Origin of the sequence: Rhodococcus sp. 1163 (genome assembly GCF_002091985.1) — a bacterium.
Taxonomy (GTDB): Bacteria; Actinomycetota; Actinomycetes; order Mycobacteriales; family Mycobacteriaceae; genus Rhodococcoides.
Window position 1 is genome coordinate 393,810 of sequence record NZ_MKKX01000038.1, and the last position, 23,115, is coordinate 416,924.

Genomic DNA, 23,115 nt, shown 5'->3' on the forward strand with positions numbered 1-23,115 from the left:
CACACAAACTGCGTCTTCGCGTCGCCCAAAGGTCGAACGTGCGACGGCGGTACGTTGTAGGAATGCCTGCAGATTTCGCTGCCCGTCGCTCGGCTCTTCGACAGTCCTTGATCGCGAAGGAACTCGACTCTCTTCTGGTCACAGATCTGCTGAACATTCGGTATCTCACCGGGTTCACTGGATCGAACGCAGCGTTGATCGTCGGAACCGGTGATTCTTCACCGAATGAAACCAGAACCGTCATCTGCACGGACGGCCGATATCTCAGTCAAGTCGCCGAGCAAGTCCCCGATCTTCGTGCAGTGATCGACCGGTCTTCGGCGGCACATCTGCTGGCGAGCGAATATGCGCCGCGGGGCGCTGCCATCGGATTCGAGAGCCATGTCGTGACCGTCGATCAGCATCGAGGATGGAGTGAGGGAAATGCCTCGCTCGATCTGGTGTGCAGTCCCGGTCTCGTCGAAGAACTTCGAATGGTGAAGGACGAGTACGAAATCGGCTTGCTACGCGAGGCCTGCCGCGCGGCCGACGACGCTTTTGCCGTGCTCGTCGAGCGTGGTTCGATTCGGCCTGGCCGTACCGAACTTGCCGTGGCACGTGAACTGGAGTCGCTGATGGTCGAACACGGCGCGGACGGGATTTCCTTCGAGACGATCGTGGCGACGGGTGCGCATTCCGCGGTGCCGCATCACCGACCCACTGCAGCAATCCTGGAATCGGGCGACTTCGTGAAGTTCGATTTCGGCGCGCTCGTCGGTGGATATCACTCGGATATGACCCGAACGGTGGCCATCGGGAGCCCAGCGGATTGGCAGCGAGATGTGTACGACTTGGTTCTGCGCGCTCAGACGGCTGGAAGGAATGCGCTCGTCCCTGGTGTGAGCACTGCATCTGTGGACGCTGCCGCGCGATCGGTCATCGAAGAAGCCGGGTATGGCGAACTGTTTCTGCACGGACTCGGCCACGGCGTCGGATTGGAGATCCACGAAGCGCCGGGAATCGCACGCACGAGCACCGGTACACTGCAGTGCGGTGCTGCTGTGACTGTAGAACCGGGTGTGTACTTCTCAGGGCGCGGAGGCGTTCGGATCGAAGACACACTCATCGTCCGCCCCGGCGGTCCTGAGCTTCTCACCATGACCAGCAAGCAACTCACTCTCGTGTGACATCACGGTCACTGCGAGATAAGAACACGCGAACACGAGGAGACATAAAAGCCAGTGGCTTCCACCAGCGATTTCAAGAATGGTCTCGTCCTCAGCATCGATAACCAGTTGTGGACGATCACCGAATTTCAGCATGTGAAGCCGGGTAAGGGCCCCGCGTTCGTGCGCACCAAACTCAAGAACGTCCTGTCCGGCAAAGTTGTCGACAAGACCTTCAATGCCGGCGTCAAGGTCGAGACGGCCACGGTCGATCGTCGTGACATGACGTACCTGTACCACGACGGCACCGATTACGTCTTCATGGACGGTGACACCTTCGACCAGCTCGCCATCCCGGAGGCAACGGTCGGCGACGGCGCTCGTTTCCTGCTCGAGAACCTTCGGGTTCAGATCGCGATGCACGAGGGGGCACCGCTTTACGTGGAGCTACCTGTGACGGTCGAACTCGAGGTCAAGCACACCGATCCGGGCCTGCAGGGCGACCGGTCGACCGGAGGCACGAAGCCGGCCACTTTGGAGACCGGCGCCGAGATCTCGGTTCCGCTGTTCATCAACACCGGTGACAAGCTGAAGGTCGATTCGCGCGACGGAAACTACCTTGGGCGTGTGAATTCCTAACGTGTCGTCCAAGAAGGCAGCAGCGCGCACCGAGCCTGTGAAGAAGCTCGGTGCGCGCCACAAGGCCCGCAAGCGCGCTGTAGATTTCCTGTTCGAGGCAGAGGCACGGGACACCGATCCGGTGGACCTCGCCAAAGAACGCATCGAGCTTGCTCGCGCGGACGATTCGATCGCCCCCGTGAGTGAGTACACCGAGACCTTGGTGGTCGGTGTGGCCGAGAACTTGGATCGACTCGATGGTGTGATCTCGGATCATCTCAACGACTGGACACTCAAGCGGCTGCCCGCGGTGGATCGTGCGATTCTGCGCGTTGCGGTATGGGAGTTGTTCCACGCTGTCGACGTTCCCCCCGTCGTCGCTGTGGACGAAGCGGTCGAACTCGCCAAGCAGTTGTCCACCGACGATTCACCGTCGTTCGTCAACGGTGTGCTAGGCCAAATCGTACTCGTCGCGCCGCAGGTTCGCGCGGCAGCAGCGGCGGTGTCTTCGCGTGTTGCAACACCCAGTTCTCAGCCGGATGGCACTGGCGAAGACACCTCATCGGTCGAAAACCGAGAGCGCGCTTCCGACGAGTAATGTCCGTCACGCCAGGCTGCCCCGGCAGTGCTCGAGGGCATGATGCATTGCTAGGCTGTCCAATTGTCAGACATCCTTTAACGATCCGTCCAGAGAGGCGGAGAAGGAGGTCGTAGTTTGCCTGCGCCCGAAAGCCCGTTACCTCCGCCCGAAGAGTCGGAGTCCGCGCGAGAACTGTTGTCCGCTGCCGATGTCGGCCGGACCATCGCGCGAATTGCACATCAGATCATCGAGAAGACAGCACTCGACTCCGTCGATGCTCCGCGGGTCGTGTTGCTCGGGATCCCGACCCGGGGCACCATCCTCGCGGATCGGCTCGCCGAACGTATCGAGGCGTTCTCGGGTGTCCGTCCGCCGCTGGGTTCGCTCGACATCACCCTGTATCGCGACGATCTCCGAAACAAGCCGCACCGGCCACTCGAACGCACCTCCGTTCCCGCCGGCGGCGTCGACGGTGCCCTGGTGGTCCTCGTCGACGACGTACTGTTCTCCGGTCGCACGGTCCGATCGGCGTTGGATGCTCTTCGCGACCTCGGACGCCCACGTGCCGTCCAACTCGCAGTCCTGATCGACCGCGGACACCGCGAGTTGCCGCTGCGCGCCGACTATGTAGGAAAGAACGTCCCGACGGCGCGATCGGAGGACGTGAAAGTCCTGTTCACCGAACGTGATGGTCGAGATGGGGTCAGCTTGTCCGACGGGAGCGCGGTCTCATGAAGCATCTTCTCTCCGTGGCCGACCTGACCGTCGAGTCTGCAACACAGCTGTTGGACGAGGCCGATCGTTTCGAGCAGGCGTTGCTCGGCCGTGAGGTCAAGAAGCTTCCGACCCTCCGCGGCCGCACCATCATGACGGTGTTCTTCGAGAACTCGACCAGGACCCGCGTCTCGTTCGAGGTCGCTGGAAAGTGGATGAGCGCCGATGTCATCAACGTCAGTGCAAGCAGCTCATCGGTTTCCAAAGGTGAATCACTCCGCGATACGGCGATGACGCTGCGTGCCGCAGGAGCCGACGCACTGATAGTGCGGCACCCGGCATCGGGCGCCGCACACCAGATCGCGTCGTGGACGGCGGGGCAGGGTGAAGGCACTGGTCCGGCGGTGATCAACGCGGGAGATGGAACGCACGAGCATCCCACCCAGGCGCTTCTCGACGCGTTGACCCTGAGACAGCGTCTCGGGACCATCGCAGGAAAACGAGTCGCCATCGTCGGTGACATTCTGCACAGCCGAGTCGCACGGTCCAACGCGCTCCTGCTGTCGATGCTCGGAGCCGAAGTGGTGCTGATCGCACCTCCGACGCTCATGCCGGTAGGAGCTTCGAGCTGGCCGGTTCGGATATCGCACAATATCGATGCCGAATTGCCAGGCCTCGACGCCGTACTGATGCTTCGAGTGCAGGCTGAACGAATGAACGGGGGGTTCTTTCCCTCGGCTCGCGAATACTCGATCACGTACGGGTTGTCGCAGAAGCGTATGGATCTGCTGCCCGAGCACGCGATCGTATTGCATCCAGGTCCGATGCTTCGCGGCATGGAGATCGCGTCCTCGGTGGCTGATTCTCCGAGAACTGCTGTGCTGCAACAGGTTACGAATGGAGTTCACGTGCGCATGGCTGTGCTGTTTCGGTTGCTCGTCGGCTCGGACGGAGGAGCGGAATGAGCGTTGTACTCACCGGTGTGCTCGTCTACGGCGAGGGTCCGGAAACAGACATACTGATCGAAGACGGTCAGATCGTGGCGATCGGGACAGATCTCGATGCCGGTGACGCCGAGGTCGTCGATGCGCGCGGACAGATCGTTCTGCCCGGTTTCGTCGACCTGCACACGCACCTGCGTGAACCCGGCCGCGAAGACACCGAGACCATCGAAACCGGTTCGGCTGCTGCCGCGCTCGGCGGCTACACCGCTGTGTTCGCGATGGCGAACACGTCCCCGGTCGCCGACTCGGTGGTGGTGACCGATTACGTGTGGCGGCGCGGTCAAGAGGTCGGCCTCGTGGACGTGCATCCGGTAGGTGCCGTCACCGTCGGACTCGAAGGAAAGCAACTCGCCGAGATGGCGATCATGGCCGCGGGCGTAGGCAAGGTACGCATGTTCTCCGACGACGGGCATTGCGTCGACGATCCTTTGATCATGCGGCGCGCGCTCGAGTATTCGAGTTCGCTCGGAGTGCTGATTGCACAACACGCGGAGGAGCCGCGGCTGACGGTCGGGTCCATCGCGCACGAAGGCCCGACGGCCGCGCGACTGGGACTGGCAGGCTGGCCGCGAGCAGCGGAAGAGTCGATCGTCGCCCGCGACGCTCTTCTCGCGCGGGACGCCGGTGCGAGGGTCCACATTTGCCACGCATCCACTGCGGGAACCGTCGCCCTGCTCGCGTGGGCACGCAGTCAGGGCATTTCCATCACCGCCGAGGTGACCCCGCATCACTTGCTTCTCGACGACTCTCGGCTCGAAACGTACGACGCGATCAACCGGGTGAATCCGCCTTTGCGTGAGACATCCGATGTCGAGGCCCTACGGCGCGGTCTGGCCGACGGCACAATCGACTGCGTGGCGACCGACCACGCGCCTCACGCCGAACAGGACAAGTGCTGCGAGTTCGCGCAGGCAAAGCCTGGGATGCTCGGGTTGGAGACCGCACTGTCCATTGTCGTGCAGACGATGGTCGAGCCGGGACTACTCGACTGGCGCGGAGTTGCCCGAGTCATGAGCGAGCGGCCGGCGGAGATCGTGGGATTGCCGGATCAGGGCCGGCCTATCGAGGTCGGTGAGATCGCAAATCTCACCGTCGTGGATCCGAAAGCAAGCTGGACCGTCACGGGAAAGAACTTGGCGAGTGTCGCCGACAACACACCGTTCGAATCGATGACGTTCTCGGCAAAAGTGACCACCACGCTGCTACGCGGGCGAATCACCGCACGCGACGGTGTGATCCGAACGCCGACAGGAGCGTAAGGGACATGGACAGAGTTCTCATCGTCGTCGCGTTCGTCGTGTTCTGGGTCCTGATGATCGCGTTGATCTTCTGGGGCTGGCGCGGACGGCAGAAACGACAGGCAGATCGAATCGGCACTTTCCCGGAGGTGCCGTCGGATGTCGGTAGCACGGTGCTCGAGCCGTCGACGGGTCTCTATGTCGGCAGCACCATAGCGCCGAGCTGGCAGGACCGAATCGCGGTCGGCGACATCGGCCATCGGGCCACCGCCGAACTCTCCCGGCACCAGCACGGCATCTTGTTGGTACGAACCGGCGAATCCACTATCTGGATTCCCGAGGAGTCGATTCGCGCAATCCGAACCGAGCGCGGACTCGCAGGCAAGGTCATGAGCAAGGACGGGCTTCTGGTGATCCGTTGGGAATTGCCCACGGGCACCGAAATAGACACCGGATTTCGCGCCGACGACAAATTTGTCTACCCGGCGTGGGTCGAGGCAGACACAAATACTGATTCCGGCTCGAGTGCCGGTACAGATGATTCGAAGGAGACACCCGCGTGAGCAGCGCAGTTCTTGTTCTGGAGGACGGCCGGACGTTTCGCGGCACAGCTTTCGGAGCCGAAGGTAGAACTCTCGGCGAGGCAGTGTTCTGCACCGGAATGACCGGCTATCAGGAAACCCTCACCGATCCCAGTTACCACCGCCAGATCGTGGTGGCCACCGCGCCCCAAATCGGCAACACGGGCTGGAACCAAGAGGACGGTGAAGCCTCCAGCGCAAGCGACCCCAACAAAATCTGGGTGGCAGGCTACGTCGTTCGCGATCCAGCGCGCCGTCCGTCGAGCTGGCGTTCGACCGGCACGCTTCAGGACGAGCTCGAGAAACAGAATGTCGTCGGCATAGCGGGCATCGACACCCGCGCGCTGGTACGTCACCTCCGCACCCGCGGATCCATGCGCGCAGGCGTGTTCTCCGGAGATGCGCTCGGAAGTACAGACGAGATGCTCGAGCAAGTACTCGGTCAGCCGTCGATGCTCGGAGCCGACCTCGCCGGCGAAGTGACAACGACTTCGAACTACACGATCGAGCCTGCAGGCGAGACTCGATTCACCGTCGTCGCAGTCGATCTCGGGATCAAGACGAACACTCCTCGCATGTTTGCCGAGCGCGGTGTCCGAGTGCACGTAGTGCCCTCGACGACGAGCATCGAGCAGATTCTGGAATTGAATCCGGACGGCGTCTTTCTATCGAACGGACCCGGGGACCCAGCGACTGCGGACTCCAGTGTTGCGCTCACCCTTAGCGTTCTCGAGCGGGATCTGCCACTCTTCGGCATCTGCTTCGGCAACCAGATCCTCGGACGTGCTCTCGGGCGCTCTACCTACAAGATGAAATTCGGCCATCGCGGAATGAACATCCCGGTTATCGAACACACCACGGGCCGGATCGCTATCACTGCGCAGAACCACGGTTTCGCACTCGAAGGCGAGGCGGGCGAAGAATTCGACACCGACTTCGGCCGAGCGCGTGTCAGTCACACGTGCGCCAACGACGGCACCGTCGAAGGCGTCGAACTGTTGAGCGGGCGGGCGTTCTCCGTCCAGTACCACCCCGAGGCCGCGGCCGGTCCACATGACGCCGCATACCTCTTCGATCGTTTCACCAGCGTCCTTCAGGAGAAGAAGTAATGCCACGCCGCACAGACCTGAGCCATGTACTGGTCATCGGATCGGGGCCGATCGTGATCGGTCAGGCCTGCGAGTTCGACTATTCGGGAACCCAGGCTTGTCGCGTACTGCGCGAAGAGGGCCTGCGTGTCAGCCTGGTCAACTCCAACCCGGCGACGATCATGACCGACCCGGAATTCGCCGACGCGACCTACGTCGAGCCGATCACTGCCGAGTTCATCGAAAAGATCTTCGCCCGTGAGGCCGAACAGGGTCACCCGATCGAAGCTGTTCTCGCGACTCTCGGCGGTCAGACCGCCCTCAACGCGGCCGTCGCGTTGCACGAGCAGGGAATTCTGACCAAGTACGGTGTCGAGCTGATCGGCGCCGATTTCGACGCCATCCAGCGCGGCGAAGATCGACAGAAGTTCAAGGACATCGTCGCCAAAGTCGGCGGCGAGTCCGCGAAGTCGGCTGTCTGCTACACGATGGACGAGGCACGAGCTGCCGTCGAAGAACTCGGTTTTCCTGTCGTCGTCCGCCCGTCGTTCACCATGGGCGGGCTCGGTTCCGGAATGGCATACAACGACACCGATTTGACGCGTATCGCCGGTGGCGGTCTGTCCGCCTCGCCGACCGCGAACGTCCTCATCGAGGAGTCGATCCTCGGCTGGAAAGAGTACGAACTCGAACTCATGCGGGACAGTCGCGACAACGTCGTGATCGTCTGCTCCATCGAGAACGTCGATCCAGTCGGTGTGCACACCGGTGACTCGGTGACCGTAGCCCCGGCGATGACACTCACCGACCGCGAATACCAGGCCATGCGCGACCTCTCGATCGACATTCTGCGTGAGGTGGGCGTCGATACCGGCGGCTGCAACATTCAGTTCGCGATGGACCCTGCCGATGGCCGGCTCGTGGTCATCGAAATGAATCCGCGGGTGTCGCGGTCTTCGGCACTCGCATCGAAGGCGACGGGGTATCCGATCGCCAAGATGGCTGCCAAGCTCGCCATCGGTTACACGCTCGACGAGATCGTCAACGACATCACCAGGGAAACGCCTGCGTGCTTCGAGCCCACTCTCGACTACGTCGTGGTCAAGGCGCCGAGGTTCGCATTCGAGAAGTTCCCGGGCGCGGACGGCACCCTCACCACCACGATGAAGTCCGTCGGTGAGGCGATGTCGATCGGACGCAACTTCACCGAGGCGTTCGGCAAGGTCATGCGTTCGCTCGAAACCAAGCGCGCGGGTTACTGGACAGGCCCGGAAGTGACCTGGCCGAGCGATGCCGAAGGCGATCCTGCCGAGGATCTGGAGGGACTGCTCGCTGATCTGGCCGTTCCGCAGGACGGCCGCATGTACGGCATCGAGAAGGCATTTGCTCTCGGCGCAACGGTCGAGCAATTGTTCGAGTCCACCAAGATCGATCCGTGGTTCCTCGATCAATTCCAGCTGATCCACGAGCTCGGCAACGACATCCGCGGTGCGGCAGAGTTCGACGAAGCCCTTCTGCGTCAGGCGAAGTACCACGGACTCTCCGATCGTCAGATCGCCGCGCTCCGACCCGAACTCGGCGACGAAGACGGTGTCCGGGCTCTACGAGGCGAACTCGGAGTCCACCCGGTCTACAAGACGGTCGACACCTGTGCCGCTGAATTCGAAGCGAAAACGCCGTATCACTACGGCACCTACGAACTCGATCCCGAAGCCGAGTCCGAGGTCACCGAGCAACGCGAACGCGACAAAGTCCTCATCCTCGGATCGGGACCGAACCGCATCGGCCAGGGCATCGAATTCGACTACTCGTGTGTCCACGCGGCGCAGACATTGTCCGAAGCCGGGTACGAGACGGTCATGATCAACTGCAACCCCGAAACCGTCTCCACCGACTACGACACGGCCGACCGCCTGTACTTCGAACCGCTCACCTTCGAGGACGTGCTCGAGGTCTACCGAGCCGAGGCACAATCGGGCACGGTAGCGGGCGTCATCGTTCAGCTCGGTGGCCAGACTCCACTCGGCCTGGCGAAACGGCTGAAAGCAGCGGGCGTTCCGATCGTCGGTACCAGCCCCGAAGCGATCGACCTCGCGGAGGACCGCGGTGAATTCGGCCGAGTCCTGAACGAAGCCGGGTTGCCTGCACCGAAATTCGGAACTGCAACGACCTTCGACGGCGCGCGCGACATCGCGGCACGCATCGGATACCCCGTGCTCGTACGTCCCTCGTACGTTCTCGGAGGGCGCGGGATGGAAATCGTGTACGACGAGCCGTCACTGGCCGGGTACATCGACCGAGCGACCGAGATCTCGCACGACAGGCCCGTTCTCGTCGATCGCTTCCTCGAAGATGCCGTCGAAATCGATGTCGATGCGCTGTGCGACGGCACCGAGGTGTACCTCGGTGGGGTGATGGAACACATAGAGGAAGCCGGTATCCACTCCGGCGACTCGGCCTGTGCGCTTCCACCGATCACGCTCGGCAGAGCCGATATCGAGAACGTTCGTCGCTCGACCGAACTTCTCGCGAAGGGGATCGGTGTCAAGGGACTTCTCAACGTTCAGTACGCACTCAAGGACGACATTCTGTATGTTCTGGAAGCGAATCCGCGTGCCAGTCGCACCGTGCCGTTCGTCTCGAAGGCGACGGCAGTGCAACTCGCGAAAGCATGTGCTCGGGTCATGATGGGCGAGTCGATTGCCGATCTACGCGCGAGCGGCATGCTTCCTGCGGTCGGTGACGGCGGGACCACACCTCTCGATGCACCGATCGCCGTCAAGGAAGCGGTGTTGCCGTTCAACCGATTCCGTCGCGCCGACGGCACGGGCGTCGACACTCTGCTGAGTCCGGAGATGAAGTCCACCGGCGAGGTGATGGGAATCGACGCTGATTTCGGCACTGCGTTCGCCAAAAGTCAGACCGCGGCATACGGATCGCTTCCACTCTCCGGTGCAGTGTTCGTATCCGTCGCCAACAAGGACAAGCGGTCCCTGATCTTTCCCGTCAAACGCCTTGCCGACCTGGGGTTCACAATTCTCGCGACCGAGGGAACCGCAGAGGTTTTGCGGCGCAACGGGATCACCTGCGAGCAGGTGTTCAAGCAGTCCGGCGAGGAAGTCCCAGAAGGCAAAACGACGATCGTCGCTCGCATACTCGCCGGCGACATCGCGATGGTGATCAACACGCCTTACGGCAACTCGGGTCCGCGCGTCGACGGGTACGAAATTCGAAGTGCGGCCGTGGCACAGAACATCCCGTGCATTACGACGGTCCAGGGTGCATCGGCAGCCGTGCAAGGTATCGAAGCCTCCATCGCAGGCGGCATCGGAGTTCGTTCGCTTCAGGATCTGCATGCCGCAATGGCCGGACGCGGTCAGGCATGACCGTGGGCGGGTGGTTGGATCGACTCCGCACCGCGACCGCCTCACGGGGTCGACTCTGTGTCGGCATCGATCCGCATCCGGCACTGCTCGACGCGTGGGGTCTGCCCAGGAACGCCGACGGGCTGGAGGCATTCGCGGAGATATGCGTCGAGGCCTTCGTTGGTGAGATCGCCGTCGTGAAGCCTCAAGTCGCTTTCTTCGAGGCCTACGGCAGCGCAGGCTTCGCAGTGTTGGAACGCACGATCACGGTGTTGCGGGACGCCGGCACGATGGTGATCGCCGACGCGAAGCGTGGGGATATCGGTACCACCATGCGCGCGTATGCGCAGACATGGCTGGGGGAGGAGAGCCCGTTGTCCTCGGATGCGGTGACGGTGTCGCCGTATCTGGGATTCGACTCCTTGACCGAGACGTTCGACGTGGCCTCGGCTCACGGGCGAGGCGTCTTCGTTCTCGCTCGGACGTCGAATCCGGAAGGTTCTTCGGTGCAGTTGGCCGAAAGCAACGAGCGATCGGTTGCGCAGGCGGTCGTCGACGGAGCACGAACCGTCGGTCGTGACGGTCTCGGCACGGTAGGCCTCGTGGTCGGTGCCACCCGAGATCACGGTCTGGACCTCGAGGGCTTCGGCGGACCGATTCTCGCGCCGGGTCTCGGTGCCCAGGGCGCCGAGGTCGGCGACTTGAGGCACATCTTCGGGGATTGCAAGGATCTGCTGCTGCCCAGTTCGTCCCGCGGAGTGCTTGCTGCTGGGCCGACGGTCGGCGCCCTCCAGGACGCCGCTCGAACGCTGCGCGATGAGATCGAGACTGCCTTGGCTTAGCTCACCGGCCGAAAGCGCTCGGCGGTGGGGGTGGGTTCGCGAACTCCGTCGAGCGTGGGTACCGTCGCTGTCGTTGCAGGTTACCGCTGGTATACCGCAGCCAAGTGCAGACCCGTGCACTGTTCACCTTTCGATGTGACGGAGGAAACGTGGCCCTTCCCCAGTTGACCGCAGAGCAGCGAGCAGCCGCTTTGGAGAAGGCGGCTTTCGCCCGTAAAACAAGAGCTGAGCTCAAAGAGCGTCTCAAGCGTGGCGGCACCGATCTGCAGCAAGTGCTGAAGGATGCCGAAACCGACGAGATTCTCGGCAAGATGAAGGTGTCGGCACTTTTGGAAGCACTTCCCAAGGTCGGCAAGGTCAAGGCCCAGGAATTGATGACCGAGTTGGAGATTGCACCGACTCGTCGTCTACGTGGTCTCGGTGACCGACAGCGTAAGGCGCTGTTGACGAAATTCGATTTCGAAGCCTGAGAGGTTCGACTAGTGGCGGAGGTATCGACCGTGTCCGACAGTGACGCGTCACCGAGCGGGAGGGGTCGGCTCATCGTGTTGTCCGGTCCCTCCGGCGTCGGTAAGTCCAGCGTCGTTCGAGTTGTACGACGGACCCTGCCCGAGCTGTGGTTCAGCGTGTCCGTGACCACCCGGGCGCCGCGACCCGGCGAGGTCGACGGCGAGGATTATCACTTCGTTACTGCCGATGAGTTCGATCGCATGGTCGAGGCAGACGAATTGCTCGAGTGGGCGAGTGTGCACGGTGGTCTGCACCGCTCCGGTACGCCGGCCGCCCCGGTAGAGGAAGCCTTGGAGCGAGGACATCCGGTGCTACTCGAACTCGATCTCGCCGGTGCACGTGCCGTGCGAGTGTCCAAGCCCGAAGCTCTGTTGGTGTTCATGGCACCACCTACCTGGGAAGATCTCGTGCAGCGCCTGACGTCCAGGGCCACTGAAGAATCGGATGCTACCGAGCGGCGACTTCAGACGGCGCGGGTCGAATTGGCGGCACAGAGCGAGTTCGACACGATCATTGTCAATGCCGATGTCGACCATTCGTGCGATGAGTTGGTATCCTTGTTGGTCGGTAGGTCTTCGGTCGGTTGATTCCGGCGTACTCCGGGCGATGTAGAGCCGATTTTCGCCAGCTTCAGCAGTCTTGCAGTACCAGCAGTGTGGCTTCGACCAGCAGACAGCACCAGCATTTTTCGCAGCAGTACCGATGCACTTTCAGGAGATCAATAGTGAGCAGCACTTCAGCGGCCGTGTCCGATTTCGACGGATCCAGCGTTCTGCCGGCCTACGACACGCCGCTCGGCATCACGAATCCCCCCATCGACGAACTTCTGGCGCGCACGTCGTCGAAGTACGCTCTCGTGATCTATGCGGCCAAGCGGGCCCGTCAGATCAACGATTACTACAACCAGCTCGGCGACGGCATCCTCGAGTACGTCGGACCCTTGGTCGAGCCGGGTCTGCAGGAGAAGCCGCTCTCGATCGCACTCCGGGAGATCCATGCCGATCTCCTCGAGCATTCCGAAGGCGAATAAGAACCGCCGGTAAGGAAGCAGCCGTTGCGCGTAGTCATCGGAGTAGGTGGCGGGATCGCCGCCTACAAGAGCTGTTCCCTCATTCGCAGCTTCACCGAGGGGGGACACCACGTTCGGGTGATCCCCACGGAGTCGGCGCTCGAGTTCGTGGGGCGGGCAACGTTCGAAGCGCTGTCCGGTAACCCCGTCCACACCGGAGTCTTTTCCGACGTGCCCGAGGTCCCACACGTTCGGCTGGGGCAGGAAGCCGACCTCGTGGTCGTCGCACCTGCCACGGCCGACCTGCTGGCCCGGATCGCAGGCGGGCGTGCGGACGATCTCCTGACCGCCACACTTCTGACCGCGCGATGCCCGGTCGTTCTCGCTCCGGCGATGCACACCGAGATGTGGGAGCACCCGGCGACGGTTGCCAACGTCGCCACCGTGCGTGGTCGCGGTGTCACCGTCGTCGAACCTGCGTCCGGTCGTCTGACGGGCCGCGACACCGGTGCGGGTCGCCTTCCGGAACCCTCCGAGATATTTGCACTTGCGATGCTGCTGGCCGAGCGATCGGATGCACTCCCGCAAGATCTTTCCGGTCGCCGAGTCGTCGTGACCGCCGGCGGAACCCGCGAACCGTTGGACCCCGTCCGATTCCTGGGCAACCGTAGTTCCGGTAAGCAGGGATATGCGTTGGCTCGGGTGGCAGCTCAACGTGGCGCCGGTGTCACCCTCATCGCTGGTTTCACCACCGAACTTCCCGATCCCGCAGCTGTGGACGTCGTGCATGTGAAGACGGCGCGGCAGATGCAGGAGGCGGTGCGCAAGTTCGCCCCGGATTCCGACGTGATCGTGATGGCGGCAGCTGTCGCCGACTTCCGTCCGGCAACCATCGCCGCGAGCAAGATCAAGAAGGGCGCCGACGAACCGGATTCGATCCCGCTGGTTCGAAACGACGACATCTTGGCAGGACTGGTCGAATCGCGTCGTAACGGGGACATTGCACAAGCCACTGTGATCGTAGGTTTTGCTGCCGAGACCGGTGACGAGCACGGAGATGTACTCACCTATGCGCGAGCGAAGCTCGAACGTAAGGGATGCGATCTGCTCGTCGTCAACGCGGTAGGCGAGGGAAAAGCGTTCGAGGTCGACGACAACGACGGGTGGCTGTTGGGATCCGATGGTTCGGAATCGGCGCTCGGAGAGGGTTCGAAAGCTTTGCTTGCGAGCCGCGTCGTCGATGCAGTTGTCGGCATGCTCGCGATCCAGCCTTCGGATCACCGGTGATTCGAAGGGTGCACAGCACGCGTCCGCCCGACTAAAGTGACGTGCGCTTCGTGTCGGAATCCGTCTCGGAGTGTCGAACCCATAGTTGTAGTTCAGAGTGAGTTGTAGTTCACAGTGAGCTGTAGTTCAGAGTGCTTCACCAGGTATGTGCTCGAATCGAATGAATGTGATGGCCGACAGGGAGCAATGCTCCTGGCCGGCCGAAAGTACGCGTCGAGAGGAAATCCGTGAGCAAGTCCGGCAGTCGGCTCTTCACCAGTGAGTCCGTGACAGAGGGTCACCCAGACAAAATTTGTGACGCGATCAGCGACTCGATCCTCGATGCACTTCTCACCGAGGATCCTCGTGCACGCGTGGCAGTGGAGACATTGGTCACTACCGGCCAGGTCCATGTCGCCGGTGAAGTGAATACCACCGCCTATGCGGACATTCCGAGGATCGTCCGCGAGAAGGTCCTCGAGATCGGTTACGACTCCTCTGCCAAAGGCTTCGACGGCAACTCGTGTGGCGTGAACGTTGCGATCGGTGCTCAGTCTCCGGAAATTGCTCAGGGAGTGGATAATTCACACGAGTCGCGCGTCGAAGGACTCTCCGAGGACGAGATCGACCGCCAGGGTGCAGGCGACCAAGGGCTGATGTTCGGGTACGCGAATACCGATACCCCAGAGCTGATGCCGCTTCCTATCGCATTGGCCCACCGCCTCGCTCGTCGATTGACCGAGGTTCGCAAGAACGGCACCCTGCCGTATCTGCGTCCGGATGGCAAGACCCAGGTCACCATCGAGTACGACGGTGATCAGGCAGTGCGACTGGACACGGTTGTCGTCTCCACCCAGCACGCGGCCGATATCGACCTGGACAATCTGCTGACGCCGGACATCCGCGACAAGGTCCTCGGCGCCGTGCTCGCAGATCTGAACATCCCCACGCTCGACACTTCCAACATCAGACTGCTCGTCAATCCGACCGGAAAGTTCGTTCTCGGCGGACCGATGGGCGATGCCGGACTGACCGGCCGCAAGATCATCGTCGATACCTACGGCGGCATGGCCCGTCATGGTGGCGGCGCCTTCTCCGGTAAGGACCCGTCCAAGGTCGACCGTAGCGCCGCCTACGCGATGCGGTGGGTTGCGAAGAATGCGGTGGCGGCGGGTCTAGCCGATCGCATCGAGGTTCAGGTTGCGTACGCGATCGGTAAATCGGCGCCGGTCGGTCTGTTCGTGGAGACCTTCGGAACCGAGAAGACCGATCCAGTGCGGATTCAGGCTGCGATCTCCGAGGTGTTCGATCTACGCCCCGGTGCAATCATTCGTGACCTCGATCTGCTTCGTCCGATCTATGCACCGACCGCCGCATACGGTCACTTCGGCCGAACGGACATTTCGCTGCCGTGGGAGTCGACCGATCGTGCTGACAAGCTGCGCGCTGCCGCCGGTCTTTGATATCGGTTTCGGGTACCTCGAGGGGAAGCAGTTCACGAACGGAGTGAGGTGAGCGGCGCAGCGAGAACGGCAGCCGAGGAGCGTCCCATAGCGCGGGTGCTGCCGCTGCTGCCGCTCGCTCACCTCGACCGGGAATTCGATTATCTCGTACCGGCCGAGTTCGCCGACAGCGCTCAGCCCGGGGTGCGGGTTCGAATTCGGTTCGCAGGCAGGTTGGTCGACGGATACGTCGTCGAGCGGGTCGAGTCCAGCGATCACACGGGAAAGCTCGGCTGGCTCGACCGTGTCGTCTCTCCCGAGAGGGTCCTGACACCCGAGATCAGTGCGTTGGTCACTGCCGTGGCCGCTAGATATGCCGGTACGAGAGCCGATGTCCTGCGTCTTGCTGTTCCGCCGCGACATGCCAAGGTCGAAGGGGAGCCGTCCGGCGACATGCCGGTCATTGTCGGTCCCGCGATCGATTCGAGTGCGTGGTCGTCGTACACCCACGGCGAGGCCTTTCTCGATGCACTGCGGGCATCGAGGAGCCCGCGGGCGATCTGGCAAGCACTTCCGGGCGAGGATTGGGCTCATCGCATCGCCGAACTCGCCGCAGTCACGGCGGCGAGTGGGCGAAGTGTCGTAGTGGTGGTGCCGGATCAACGCGACTTGGATCGTGTCGCGACCGCCTGCGAGTCCGTGGCCGGCTCGGACGCGGTGATCGCATTGTCCGCAGGTCTCGGACCTGCGAAACGCTACCGACGCTGGTTGGCGGCGCTGCGACGCGATGTGTCGATCGTCGTCGGCACCAGGAGCGCGGTGTTCGCTCCCGTACGAAATCTGGGTCTGCTGCTCATGTGGGATGACGGTGACGACGGTTATGCCGAACCTCGATCGCCCTATCCGCATGCCCGTGAGGTGGCGTTGTTGCGGGCGCACGAGTGCGGATGTGCGGTCGTCTTGGCTGGGCATGCCAGAACGGCAGAAGCCGAGGCACTCGTGGATTCCGGTTGGGCACACGACCTTCTCGCGCCCCGAGAGGTGGTCCGGGCTCGGCAACCACACGTCGTCGCGCTGGCGGACAGTGATCATGCGTTGGCCCGAGACCCGGGAGCACGTGCAGCGCGATTGCCTGCCATCGCATTCGATGCGGCAAGAACAGCATTGGCCGCGAATCTTGTTGTGCTGGTTCAGGTTCCACGCGGTGGATACGTTCCATCGCTGGCGTGCGGCAAGTGTCGAAATCCTGCGAGATGCCGTCGCTGCAACGGACCGTTGTCCTTGCCGTCAGCTCCGGGAGTGGACGGCGCAGGCAGTCCCACCTGCAGTTGGTGCGGCGTCGCCGATACCAACCATCGCTGCACCGTCTGCGGGTCTCGAACCTTGCGGGCAGTTGTCATCGGTGCGCATCGAACAGCAGAAGAGCTGGGACGCGCATTTCCTGGAGTGCCGGTCCAGACCTCCGGGGGAGCATCGGTGCTCGACTCCGTTGCTTCCGGCCCAAGACTGGTCATATCCACGGTGGGAGCCGAACCGACCACGCCCGGTGGGTTCGGTGCCGCCCTGCTGCTCGACGGGTGGGCATTGCTCGGCCGCGCTGATTTGCGGGCAGCAGAGGAGACACTTCGCCGATGGATGACGGCCGCAGCCTTGGTGCGGCCCGGTACCGAGAACGGCCGTGTGGTCGTGGTGGCGGAATCGGAAATTCCGACCGTGCAGGCACTCGTGCGTTGGGATCCGGTCGGGCACGCGCGAAGTCAGCTGGAGGAGCGAATAGAGGTGCGTTTCCCGCCGGCGGTCCACGTTGCGGCAATCGACGGGACGACGGCATCGATCATTGCGCTCGTCGAAGCGGCTGGGTTGTCGGAGGAGGTGGAGGTACTCGGGCCGGTAGATCTCCCTGATGGTCAGCGTGCTCCCGCCGGCGGGGGAGAAGAGGTCCTGCCGGGCGACGTCCAACGACTTTTGCTTCGAGTGCCTCGTAACGCCGGTGGGGCCCTTGCCCGTTCACTCGCAGAAGCGCAGGCGGCCAGGAGTGCAAGGAAGAGTACGTCTTCGGTTCGAGTGCAGATCGATCCCATCAGAATCGGTTGAGTAGTCGGTGCGGGAGTGAGACTTCGAGCGCATAGAGTTTGTTTCTTACGACACTGGGCAAGGGTGCAGTTCGGGCCCTGGGAGAAGCGAAGGTTCACTCGATGAAAAGACGACAGCTGATTCGACGCGTGGCAACAGGTTTGGCAGTAGTTGCGGGAGCACGTTTGGCGGGGCCCACGCTTGCGCAAGCGGCGCCGGGAACGGGGTCGGCGGATTTTCCTGGGATCGGGATCCCGCTGGACCGCCTGCTGAAGATCGTGTCGCTTTCCCACGTCAACGACCCGGCCACGACACCGATCTTCCCGGGCGATCCAGAGTTCGTTCTGGAGACTGCCGCGACCGTAGCCGAAGACGGTTTCTACATCCAGAATGTCAGAGAGGGCGAGCACACGGGTTCACATTGGGGCGCACCGGCGCACTTCCAAGAGGGCGGGCTCACTGCCGACCAACTCGCCCCGGAAGATCTGTTCCTGCCTGCAGTGAAGATCGATATTCGTGAGAAATCGGCTGCGAACGCAGATTACGCGGTCACGGTCACGGACCTGCAGGAATGGGAGACGGTCAATGGCCGCATCCCGTCGGGCGCAGCAGTCCTGTTGTGGACGGGATGGGATGATCGGTGGGGCTCGGCTACGTACGCCAACGCCGATGCGCAGGGTGTGAGCCATCAACCCGGTTTCTCTGCGGACGCGGCACAATGGCTCATCGATACGGGCCGACTGGCTGATCGAGGAGCGTTGGGAACCGACACGTTCGGTCCCGATCTCGGCAACGACGAGACCTATCCGGTGTCGGTCAAACTGTACGACCGGCGCAGAATCAGTTTGGAAAATCTCACCAACCTGGGTTCGTTGCCGACCACCGGGGCCTATGTTTTGGTCGGGGGTCCGATCAACCGAGCCGGGTCGGGTTCACCCGCAACGATATTCGGACTGATCCCCAGGGTTTCCTGATCACCTGAACCGATCGGAGTCCGCTGGATGTCAGGGCTGCGGTGATTCGGCCACCAGTCGAACGCCGCAGCAATGTCGTTCAGGTTGTAGACCATCCGCAGTGCGCCGTCGCAATCGTAGGTGAAGACCCCTGCCTTGCCACTCTTTTTCGCCTCGTACATGGCCCGATCCGCACTGCGAACTACGGCATCGGCCGTCACGTCGCCGTCGAAAACTGTCAATTCGACCACTCCCACGCTTGCGCCGATCGACACCTTGTAGCCCTCGACTTCTTGCGGCTCACGAAGTGCGTCGACAATCTTTTTCGCGGCCCGGCAACCGGCGTCGATACCCGCGGGGATGAGTACGGTGAATTCGTCGCCGCCGAATCGGGCGACGACGCCACCGTGTTCACCGCCTTCGACAGTGTCCGCCAACCGTTTCGAGAGAAGCTCGAGCAAACGGTCGCCGGCGCCGTGGCCAAGGCGATCGTTGACGGCCTTGAAGTTGTCCAGGTCGATCAAGAGCAATACACCGAGCCGTCCGCTCGCGTTGTGAAGGTCGATCGCTGCGCTCAGGTGCTCGTCGAATGCGGATCGGTTGAGCAGGCCGGTCAACCCGTCGTGATGTGCTCGATAGCTGAGCTCGGCTTGCGCTTCGGACAGGCGTCGGAGGAGTGCGTCGTTTTGCAGCAATGTCATTACCTGACGGGCCAGTGAGAGCACCACCACGGCAAAGAACAGTGCGAGCACCACGGTGTCGACGGAACCGTGGGCCGCCCATTGCACCCCGAGGAACGTGCCGATCAGCACTACCAATGCGTAGGGCAGCAACAGTTGCGTTCGATCACTGGCCAACGAAACGAGCGACGACGGGGGGTAAACCGGCGACAGCCGGGGCGATGCGGACCGAGTGCTCTGTTCACCGTTCGAATGTTCGATCCGAACGACACCGTCGGGGGGTCTGCCGTTCGGTACGGATGCGGCGAGAGCAACCAGAACGGGTCCCGCGATGAAGCCCGCGTCGGCGACCAATGGCATTTCTTCGGCGCCGACGGCGACGAGATAGGCGTACAGACTGTCCGAGATGGCCACACACACGAGTCCGGCGCCGAGCAGAGACAGTTGTGCGCGGTAGCGGCGGGGAATGTCGGATAGCACGGCGAGCAGACTGACCATGACGACGAGTACGAGGTCGGTGATCGGGTACATCAATGCGACGAGGAATCGCAGGGAATTCGTTTCCTCGGATCGTGCGACGTGCCCCAGCGCGGTGGACCATGACAGTACGAACAGTGAGCCGACGATCACCATGCCGTCGAGAACCGAGGTGATCCAAGCATGAGTTGAGCCGACCCCGATGCGGCGCGGTGACTTTCCGACGACCGCAAGCAGTGCAGAGACGGAGAAAATCGGAAGCAGAAAGAATCCGATGTCTGCATAGGACGGCGACGGCAATGCGGTGTGAAAAACGGAACGGTACAGGGCCCACGTCAGCATCCCCGCCGACCAGCAGGCCATACCCGCAGCCATCAGAACCCGCCACCTTCGCTCGGCTCCGGTGCGATGTCTGGCCGTGTACCAACAGATCGAAGCTGCTGCGGCTCCGCAGATCAGCTGCGCGAGGTCGTCCAGGACGACGGAGAGCTCTTTCGGCAGAATTCCGGACGAGACGATGGCGACTACGACGGCAACGACACCGAGGTAGGCCGCTGTTCGTCGGAGTACCGAGTATTCGGACTCGGCCGAGGCCGAGGGGCTGGTGATGGCCAAGCTCCCTCTCTCGTACGCGACAATTTATCGGCCGAGGCGGTGATGCGCATCGGCTGGGTGCTTTTCGTGTGTTGATCTTGTCGGCTGGTTCGAATATGCCAGGGCCGACTGGGCTTGTTGCCCGCGTTTCGGTTCGTCGGGTTCCTCGGTCCGGCGCGCTGCCACTGCGCGCGAGACCTGCGCGACATCGAGATGGTCGAGTCGACGCTCGCTTGCCCGACCAGGCTAGCGGGTGATCGCGGTCGAGAGGTCTGCTCGGACCGAATAGTGCCGAGTAGGGGCAGTACCGCGCGGCTACGATGCACGACCTACCGGCGTAGGAGCGGCGGTTTGTCGGGAAGCGAGCAGATGGTCCCTAGAATAGGGAGTTCGTCGTAAGAGTCGTATTGCCTATTCGTGGGAGCCCACTGGTGCGTGTTGTGTTTGCAGGGACGCCTGAACCGGCGGTTCCTTCGCTGGAACGTCTGATAGCTTCGGACAAGCACGAGGTGATAGCGGTAGTCACCCGACCCGATGCAGCGGCGGGCCGCGGACGCAAACAGGTTCGCTCGCCGATCGGTGTGCTGGCCGACTCACACGGCATCCCAGTGCTGACGCCTGCGAGCCCCTCCGATCCTGAATTTCTCGACGCATTGGCGGCATTGGAGCCCGACGTCTGCCCCGTCGTGGCCTACGGCGCCTTACTACCTCGGCCGGTGTTGAACATTCCCCGGTTCGGTTGGATCAACCTTCACTTCTCACTGTTACCTGCCTGGCGTGGCGCCGCACCCGTGCAGGCGGCTATCGCTGCCGGTGACGACGTGACAGGTGCATCGACCTTCCTGCTCGAGGAAGGCATGGACACGGGGCCGATACTCGGTGTCGTAACCGAAGTCGTTAGGCCCTCGGATACTGCTGGCGACCTGCTCTCCAGGCTGGCGATCAGCGGCGCCGAGTTGTTGGAAGCCACCTTGGATGCCATCGACGAGGGGGAGGCTTCCGCGCTGCCACAAAGCGTGGAGGGCGTCTCGTACGCCAAGAAGGTGACCGTCGATGCTGCGCGCATCGACTGGACGCGTTCGGCAGCAGCAGTCGACCGCCAGATTCGTGCAGTCACGCCCAACCCCGGTGCGTGGACGACGGTTGGCGATATTCGTATGAAGGTCCTCCCGGTGAGCGTATCGACCGAGAGAATAGAACCCGGGCACATCGTGGTACGAAAGGACGGTGTGTACGTAGGTACGGCAAGCACAGCCGTCGTCCTCGGTGACATAGTGCCGCAGGGTAAGAAGCCGATGAAGGCACTCGACTGGGCTCGTGGAGCCCGGCTTACGGAAACGGCAGTGGCGCAATGAGTTCGGAAGACAAGTCCAGTCGCGGCAACGCGGGAGGCGGCCGAAACGAACACGGTGGCCGCCCAGGAAAGCGTCGGCCGACATCTACGGAGTCGTCCGGCACCAAAGGTGCGTCCCGACGCCCGCAGGGGACATCGCGCGGAACGGGCACCAACCGGCCGCCGCGAGGTAATGGCCCGGCCGCTGCCGGTGCGGTCGACGCTGCCCGTCTGGCAGCTCGCGACGTTCTCAAAGCTGTTCGGGTGCGCGATGCTTATGCCAACTTGGTGCTGCCCGGACTGTTACGCGAGCGCAAACTCGATACTCGAGACGCAGCCCTGGCAACCGAACTCGCCTACGGAGCATCCCGTGCTCGCGGGCTGCTCGACGCCGTCATCGAGAGTGGCTCGGGCCGGTCCATCGCCGATATCGACGGTGGATTGCTCGACATTCTGCGGCTCGGGGCGTATCAACTACTTCGCACCAGAGTTGCGCCGCACGCTGCAGTAGCAACGTCCGTCGATTTCGCCCGAGCGGAGTTCGGCAGCGGCCAAGCCGGCTTCGTCAACGCTGTGCTGCGACGAGTCTCGGAGAAGACCGAGGCGCAATGGGTGGAGGAGCTCGGTCCATCCGCAGAACAGGATCCTGTCGGACACTTGGCATTCGAATATGCACATCCCAAGTGGATCGCCCAGGCGTTCGCTGATGCGCTCGGAGCCGACGCCGGTGAACTCGCGGACGTTCTGGCCGCCGACGACGCGCGTCCTGCCGTGCATCTCGTCGCGCGTCCGGGTGAAATCTCGGCGGAGGAGCTCGCTCTCGTCACCGGTGGCGAAGAAGGTCCGTATTCGCCGTACGCGGTGCACCTCGACGGAGGGGATCCAGGCAAGCTCGACGCAGTTCGCGAGGGTCTGGCAGGAGTCCAGGACGAAGGTAGTCAGCTTGTTGCCAGGGCGCTGACGCTAGCGCCGCTCGAAGGTCCGGACGGCGGTCGATGGCTCGACCTGTGCGCTGGGCCGGGAGGCAAGGCCGCGCTGCTCGGTGCGCTCGCCGAAATCGACGGTGCACGGGTCGACGCAGTGGAACCGACTCCTCATCGCGCCGAACTGGTCCGAAAGACCACCGCATCACTCCCGGTCACCGTCCACGTCGTCGACGGCCGAGACTCCGGCCTCGACCCCGGATTCGATCGTGTTCTCGTCGACGCCCCCTGCACCGGACTCGGCGCGCTGCGTCGCCGTCCGGAAGCACGGTGGCGTCGCTCACCCAAGGACGTTGCGGCCCTGGTCACTCTGCAGAGGGAGCTTCTCGCATCGGCGATCTCACTCGTGCGGCCGGGCGGCGTCGTCGTCTACTCCACGTGTTCGCCGCATCTGTCGGAAACGACCGCTGTCGTCGCCGATGCCGTGCGACGCCATGGCGTCGAGCAACTGGACACGCGGGAGTTGCTTCCGGATGTTCCTCTGATCGGCGACGGTCCCTCGGTGCAGCTATGGCCACACCGGCACGGTACCGACGCGATGTTCATGGCTGCGTTGCGCAAACCTCTCTGACTCCACGGACTTCGGTACGCATTCGTCCAAGCGCCGCTGCGATCAGCGG

At 62.7% G+C, this 23,115-nt stretch carries 20 protein-coding genes; 19 read left to right on the forward strand and 1 reads right to left on the reverse strand.

All coding sequences use genetic code 11. The annotated features are described in order from the left end of the window. Positions 1-62: 62 nt before the first annotated feature. The 17 genes from BJD99_RS19575 (at position 63) to BJD99_RS19655 (ending at position 18,449) form a co-directional block, all read left to right on the forward strand. Positions 63-1,166, forward strand: coding sequence for a Xaa-Pro peptidase family protein (locus tag BJD99_RS19575; protein ID WP_084348806.1), 1,104 nt, complete (start codon positions 63-65; stop codon positions 1,164-1,166). Positions 1,167-1,220: 54 nt separating this feature from the next. After that, positions 1,221-1,784 (forward strand): elongation factor P, encoded by a 564-nt coding sequence (efp, locus tag BJD99_RS19580; protein ID WP_084348807.1) that lies wholly within the window; start codon positions 1,221-1,223, stop codon positions 1,782-1,784. 1 nt (position 1,785) lies between these two features. Continuing rightward, on the forward strand, positions 1,786-2,361 hold the full coding sequence (gene nusB, locus BJD99_RS19585) for a transcription antitermination factor NusB (protein ID WP_084348808.1): 576 nt from the start codon (positions 1,786-1,788) through the stop codon (positions 2,359-2,361). A 117-nt stretch (positions 2,362-2,478) separates the two neighbouring features. Further along, complete coding sequence (pyrR, locus tag BJD99_RS19590) at positions 2,479-3,078, forward strand: bifunctional pyr operon transcriptional regulator/uracil phosphoribosyltransferase PyrR (RefSeq protein ID WP_084348809.1); 600 nt, start codon at positions 2,479-2,481, stop codon at positions 3,076-3,078. Further along, positions 3,075-4,022 carry an aspartate carbamoyltransferase catalytic subunit gene (locus BJD99_RS19595; protein ID WP_084348810.1) on the forward strand — a complete coding sequence of 316 codons (948 nt, stop codon included), beginning with the start codon at positions 3,075-3,077 and terminating at the stop codon, positions 4,020-4,022. Before pyrR ends, BJD99_RS19595 begins: the two co-directional genes overlap by 4 nt. Continuing rightward, entirely contained in the window at positions 4,019-5,320 is a 1,302-nt protein-coding gene (locus BJD99_RS19600; RefSeq protein WP_084348811.1) for a dihydroorotase, read from the forward strand. The genes BJD99_RS19595 and BJD99_RS19600 overlap by 4 nt, the downstream gene beginning before the upstream one ends. A gap of 5 nt (positions 5,321-5,325) precedes the next feature. Further along, positions 5,326-5,862 (forward strand): transporter, encoded by a 537-nt coding sequence (locus tag BJD99_RS19605; RefSeq protein ID WP_084348812.1) that lies wholly within the window; start codon positions 5,326-5,328, stop codon positions 5,860-5,862. Beyond that, entirely contained in the window at positions 5,859-6,989 is a 1,131-nt protein-coding gene (gene carA, locus BJD99_RS19610) for a glutamine-hydrolyzing carbamoyl-phosphate synthase small subunit (RefSeq protein ID WP_084348813.1), read from the forward strand. The genes BJD99_RS19605 and carA overlap by 4 nt, the downstream gene beginning before the upstream one ends. Then, complete coding sequence (gene carB, locus BJD99_RS19615; RefSeq protein WP_084348814.1) at positions 6,989-10,354, forward strand: carbamoyl-phosphate synthase large subunit; 3,366 nt, start codon at positions 6,989-6,991, stop codon at positions 10,352-10,354. Before carA ends, carB begins: the two co-directional genes overlap by 1 nt. Further along, entirely contained in the window at positions 10,351-11,175 is an 825-nt protein-coding gene (gene pyrF, locus BJD99_RS19620; protein ID WP_084348815.1) for an orotidine-5'-phosphate decarboxylase, read from the forward strand. The genes carB and pyrF overlap by 4 nt, the downstream gene beginning before the upstream one ends. 149 nt (positions 11,176-11,324) lie before the next feature. Then, complete coding sequence (mihF, locus tag BJD99_RS19625) at positions 11,325-11,645, forward strand: integration host factor, actinobacterial type (protein ID WP_084348990.1); 321 nt, start codon at positions 11,325-11,327, stop codon at positions 11,643-11,645. 30 nt (positions 11,646-11,675) lie between these two features. Further along, positions 11,676-12,272, forward strand: coding sequence for a guanylate kinase (gene gmk / locus BJD99_RS19630; RefSeq protein ID WP_084348991.1), 597 nt, complete (start codon positions 11,676-11,678; stop codon positions 12,270-12,272). Between the two features lie 137 nt (positions 12,273-12,409). Next, positions 12,410-12,715, forward strand: a complete 306-nt coding sequence (gene rpoZ, locus BJD99_RS19635; protein ID WP_084348816.1) for a DNA-directed RNA polymerase subunit omega — start codon at positions 12,410-12,412, stop codon at positions 12,713-12,715. A 24-nt stretch (positions 12,716-12,739) separates the two neighbouring features. Next, on the forward strand, positions 12,740-13,981 hold the full coding sequence (gene coaBC, locus BJD99_RS19640; protein WP_084348817.1) for a bifunctional phosphopantothenoylcysteine decarboxylase/phosphopantothenate--cysteine ligase CoaBC: 1,242 nt from the start codon (positions 12,740-12,742) through the stop codon (positions 13,979-13,981). Positions 13,982-14,208: 227 nt separating this feature from the next. Further along, positions 14,209-15,423 carry a methionine adenosyltransferase gene (metK, locus tag BJD99_RS19645; protein ID WP_084348818.1) on the forward strand — a complete coding sequence of 405 codons (1,215 nt, stop codon included), beginning with the start codon at positions 14,209-14,211 and terminating at the stop codon, positions 15,421-15,423. 48 nt (positions 15,424-15,471) lie between these two features. Beyond that, positions 15,472-17,496, forward strand: coding sequence for a primosomal protein N' (locus BJD99_RS19650; protein WP_179142424.1), 2,025 nt, complete (start codon positions 15,472-15,474; stop codon positions 17,494-17,496). A 101-nt stretch (positions 17,497-17,597) separates the two neighbouring features. Continuing rightward, positions 17,598-18,449, forward strand: coding sequence for a cyclase family protein (locus BJD99_RS19655; protein ID WP_084348994.1), 852 nt, complete (start codon positions 17,598-17,600; stop codon positions 18,447-18,449). Here BJD99_RS19655 and BJD99_RS19660 read toward each other — a convergent pair. Next, positions 18,365-20,200, reverse strand: coding sequence for a GGDEF domain-containing protein (locus tag BJD99_RS19660; RefSeq protein WP_256895929.1), 1,836 nt, complete (start codon positions 20,198-20,200; stop codon positions 18,365-18,367). The genes BJD99_RS19655 and BJD99_RS19660 overlap by 85 nt on opposite strands. A 410-nt stretch (positions 20,201-20,610) precedes the next feature. On the opposite strand from BJD99_RS19660, the gene fmt reads away from it, so the two are divergent. After that, a complete protein-coding gene (gene fmt / locus BJD99_RS19665; RefSeq protein ID WP_179142425.1) occupies positions 20,611-21,534 on the forward strand; it encodes a methionyl-tRNA formyltransferase in 924 nt (307 codons plus the stop codon). Next, positions 21,531-23,066: an RsmB/NOP family class I SAM-dependent RNA methyltransferase gene (locus BJD99_RS19670; protein ID WP_084348819.1), complete on the forward strand. Its 1,536-nt coding sequence runs from the start codon at positions 21,531-21,533 to the stop codon at positions 23,064-23,066. The genes fmt and BJD99_RS19670 overlap by 4 nt, the downstream gene beginning before the upstream one ends. Positions 23,067-23,115: the final 49 nt, after the last annotated feature.